Source organism: Microcystis sp. M49636_WE2 (genome assembly GCF_030065375.1).
GTDB classification, from domain to species: Bacteria; Cyanobacteriota; Cyanobacteriia; order Cyanobacteriales; family Microcystaceae; genus Microcystis; species Microcystis aeruginosa_C.
Map to the genome: position 1 here is coordinate 1 of NZ_JASJFG010000206.1, position 3,273 is coordinate 3,273.

5 protein-coding genes are annotated in these 3,273 nt (G+C 42.3%); 2 read left to right on the forward strand and 3 right to left on the reverse strand.

Going from position 1 to position 3,273, the window contains the following annotated elements; genetic code table 11:
• Positions 1 to 800 (reverse strand): acyl-ACP--UDP-N-acetylglucosamine O-acyltransferase (gene lpxA, locus PX484_RS04645; protein WP_288103016.1); only part of this gene is annotated, 800 nt, incomplete at its 3' end.
• A gap of 150 nt (positions 801 to 950) precedes the next feature.
• Between lpxA and PX484_RS04650 the strand changes: the two genes are divergently transcribed.
• The gene (locus PX484_RS04650) at positions 951 to 2,270 is read left to right on the forward strand and encodes a four-carbon acid sugar kinase family protein (protein ID WP_287767084.1); all 1,320 of its coding nucleotides are present in this window, start codon (positions 951 to 953) and stop codon (positions 2,268 to 2,270) included.
• Between the two features lie 159 nt (positions 2,271 to 2,429).
• Here the strand turns inward: PX484_RS04650 and PX484_RS04655 are convergent, their stop codons facing one another.
• Positions 2,430 to 2,744: a HigA family addiction module antitoxin gene (locus PX484_RS04655; protein ID WP_002733868.1), complete on the reverse strand. Its 315-nt coding sequence runs from the start codon at positions 2,742 to 2,744 to the stop codon at positions 2,430 to 2,432.
• 16 nt (positions 2,745 to 2,760) lie between these two features.
• Positions 2,761 to 3,042: a type II toxin-antitoxin system RelE/ParE family toxin gene (locus tag PX484_RS04660; protein ID WP_002761671.1), complete on the reverse strand. Its 282-nt coding sequence runs from the start codon at positions 3,040 to 3,042 to the stop codon at positions 2,761 to 2,763.
• A 55-nt stretch (positions 3,043 to 3,097) separates the two neighbouring features.
• On the opposite strand from PX484_RS04660, the gene PX484_RS04665 reads away from it, so the two are divergent.
• Positions 3,098 to 3,262 carry a hypothetical protein gene (locus PX484_RS04665; RefSeq protein WP_016516200.1) on the forward strand — a complete coding sequence of 55 codons (165 nt, stop codon included), beginning with the start codon at positions 3,098 to 3,100 and terminating at the stop codon, positions 3,260 to 3,262.
• Positions 3,263 to 3,273: the final 11 nt, after the last annotated feature.

The window sequence follows — 3,273 nt, forward strand, 5'->3', positions numbered from 1 at the left end:
GTGGTAGAGGATTGTAAAAATTGACAGAGATGTTGAACATGGGGGTTATCGGTTAAGAGAGAAACTTGTTCTAAAGCCTCCTGAAGATTTATATTAGAACGATAGATAATCCGAAAAGCTTTTTTCAGTAAAGCTAGATCTTCATCGGTAAAACCGGCCCTTTGTAAACCGACTAAATTAAGAGTTCGCACGCGACAGGGATTGCCTTCCACTAAAGTAAAAGGGGGAACATCGCGATCAATACGACTCATTCCTCCTAACATGGCCATTTTGCCAATATGAACAAATTGATGTACTCCTAAAACCCCCCCGATAACTGCTTTTGATTCGATCTGGACATGACCGGCCAAGGCGACACTATTAGCGATAATAATGTTATCTTGCAAAATACAATTATGGGCAACGTGAACATAGGCCATTAATAAATTATTATTGCCAATTTGGGTAACTTCTCCCGTATCGGTGGCGCGATTAATCGTGACAAACTCGCGAATTTGGTTATTATCACCAATTTCCACGCTACTTTCGCCACCTTTATACTTTAAATCCTGTGGTTCATTACCAATAACAGCCCCAGAAAAAATATGATTACCCTTGCCAATTTTGGTCGGACCCTCAATGACCACATGGGCATCAATAATTGTATCAGCTTCAATTTCCACATGGGCCCCGATCACAGCATAGGGACCAACTTTAACCTTGGGATCAAGTTTTGCCGACGGATGGATAACCGCAGTGGGGTGAATTAACGTATTCAAAGGGAAGTCTCCCGCGCTCAACTTCGTCACTGTATGAATCAAGGTATAGCTTATCCTATATTGGACAGATTGTGATCAAGATTGATAGCGGTTGCTTAGGGAGGGGACGACTTTAATGGGGAACCAGAACCCGATAAACTATTAACCAGATTCTCTTGGTTCCTTCGTCCCTCCCATCCTGATAAAAAATATATGAGCAATAATAGACCTAAAATTATAGTCTTAGATGACGACCCGACAGGTTCCCAAACAGTCCATAGTTGTCTGTTATTGATGCGGTGGGATGAAGATACTCTCCGCTTGGGATTGGCAGATAATGCGCCAATTTTCTTTGTTTTGACCAATACTCGCGCTTTAACCCCCGAAAAAGCCAAGTCTGTCACGCGAGAAGTCTGTCATAACCTGAAAACTGCCTTAACTAAAGAGGGAATCGAGGATTTTTTGGTGGTTAGTCGTTCCGATTCTACCCTGCGCGGGCATTATCCGATCGAAACTGATGTTATTGCCGAAGAATTGGGCGGTTTTGATGCTCATTTCCTGATTCCAGCCTTTTTTGAGGGAGGTAGAATCACCCGCGATAGTATTCACTATTTAATCATCGATGGCGTTCCCACTCCCGTCCACGAGACGGAATTTGCTCGCGATTCGGTTTTTGCCTACCACTATAGTTATCTGCCGGATTATGTGGAGGAGAAAACGAAAGGTAAAATTAAAGCAGATGATGTAGAGAGATTTTTACTGGCAGATATCCGTCAAGGTAGTTTAGAACGACTGCAAAAGCTCAAAAATAATCAATGTGGGGTGGTAGATGGGGAAACTCAAGCGGATCTCGATCGCTTTGCTGAAGATATTTTAACCGCCGCAGGGGAGGGAAAAAAATTTTTATTCCGTAGTGCCGCCAGTATTTTAACTTCTTTGGCTAATTTAGGAACTCAACCGATCGCACCCGAATCTATGGGTAAGTATAAGCCCACGGGGGAAGCCGGGGCAATTATCGTCGGTTCCCACGTCAAAAAAACTAGCCAACAATTAGATGAACTGCTTCAACAACCCAACACCGTCGGAGTCGAAATCGATGTGACGGCATTGCGCGATCGTCCTGAGCAACGAGAGCAACTCCTAGCACAAGCTCTGGAAAAAGTCAAGCTTATTCACAAAAATAAACAAACCCCCGTGATCTATACCAGTCGGCAAGAGTTAACCTTTGCCTCTGTGCAGAAACGCCTTGATTTTGGGGTTGCCGTCTCCACCCTGTTAATGGACATTGTTAAGGGTTTACCCAGTGATATCAGTTTTTTAATCAGTAAAGGCGGAATTACCTCCAATGATGTCTTAAGTACGGGTTTAAGCCTGCAATCGGCCCGTTTACTCGGTCAGATTCTCCCCGGTGTCTCCATGGTCCGTACAGCAGCCGATCATCCCCTCTTTCCTAATTTACCCGTGGTTCTTTTCCCGGGTAACGTCGGTGATGTCCAAGCTTTGGCCACAGTTTATCAACGTTTGTGTCAATAGGAGGGGATAGGAGATCGCCGCTCTTGTAGGGTGCGTTAACGAAGTGTAACGCACCTAATCTATGGTTATTCAATAATTGATGTAATGGTGGATTACGCTGCGCTAATCCACCCTACGGGGGGTTAAAATTATTATTCTTCCCCTATTTCTTCGGTTATGCTACAGTGCTTGTGAAGCAGCATAGACTTTTACTTCCTTCTCTAAACGTTCTCTGAGCCTATCTTTTTCTACTTCAATATCATACCTTGTTTGAAGATTCATCCAGAACCTTTCAGACATACCAAAATAACGAGAAAGCCTTAAGGCAATATCGGCAGTAATTCCTCGCTTTTCCTCGATAATTTCCTTGATTTGCTCTATTGGTACATTAAGATCTTCTGCCAAACGTTCTTGGCTAATTTCCATCGGTTTGAGAAATTCTTCTAACAGAATCTCACCAGGATGAATGGGGGCTAATAATTTTTTCTCAGTCATGATTATTGAGTAACAATTAATGATAATCGACTATTTCTACATTGTAGGCGTTGCCATTTTTCCAAATAAAACAGATCCGCCACTGATCGTTAATTCGGATACTATGCTGATTTTTTCTATCTCCTGAGAGTTTTTCCAACCGATTAGATGGAGGAATGCATAAATCCTGTAAAGTTTCGGCCGCGTCTAAAACTTCTAGCTTTCTCCGAGCATTTCGTTGAATATCTTGAGGTAATTTTCGTGAAAATTTACGTTTGAATACCTGCTCTGTCTCCTTAGATGCAAAACTCTTAATCATCAATAATTAGGAAAATGCACTACTATCATATCATCTTAGTGCGATCATCGATCTCATGCTAATGTTAGATCGCAATCTTTCTGTGGAGGCGCAGTTGAAAGTGTATCTGTGGGTTACGATCGCTTTTTCAACCACCTTATCACTAGCTAATCTTCTTGGCTATCAAGGATTAAAGCGTCAAGAGAATTGGGAAAATCACCTCGCTCAACCATTTTTGTGAAAACTTTGTAA

Excerpts from the sequence above, each read along its gene's own strand:
- PX484_RS04650 (WP_287767084.1), top strand. The coding sequence starts at position 951 with ATGAGCAATAATAGACCTAAAATTATAGTCTTAGATGACGACCCGACA.
- PX484_RS04655 (WP_002733868.1), bottom strand. The coding sequence starts at position 2,744 with ATGACTGAGAAAAAATTATTAGCCCCCATTCATCCTGGTGAGATTCTG.
- PX484_RS04660 (WP_002761671.1), bottom strand. The coding sequence starts at position 3,042 with ATGATTAAGAGTTTTGCATCTAAGGAGACAGAGCAGGTATTCAAACGT.
- PX484_RS04665 (WP_016516200.1), top strand. The coding sequence starts at position 3,098 with ATGCTAATGTTAGATCGCAATCTTTCTGTGGAGGCGCAGTTGAAAGTG.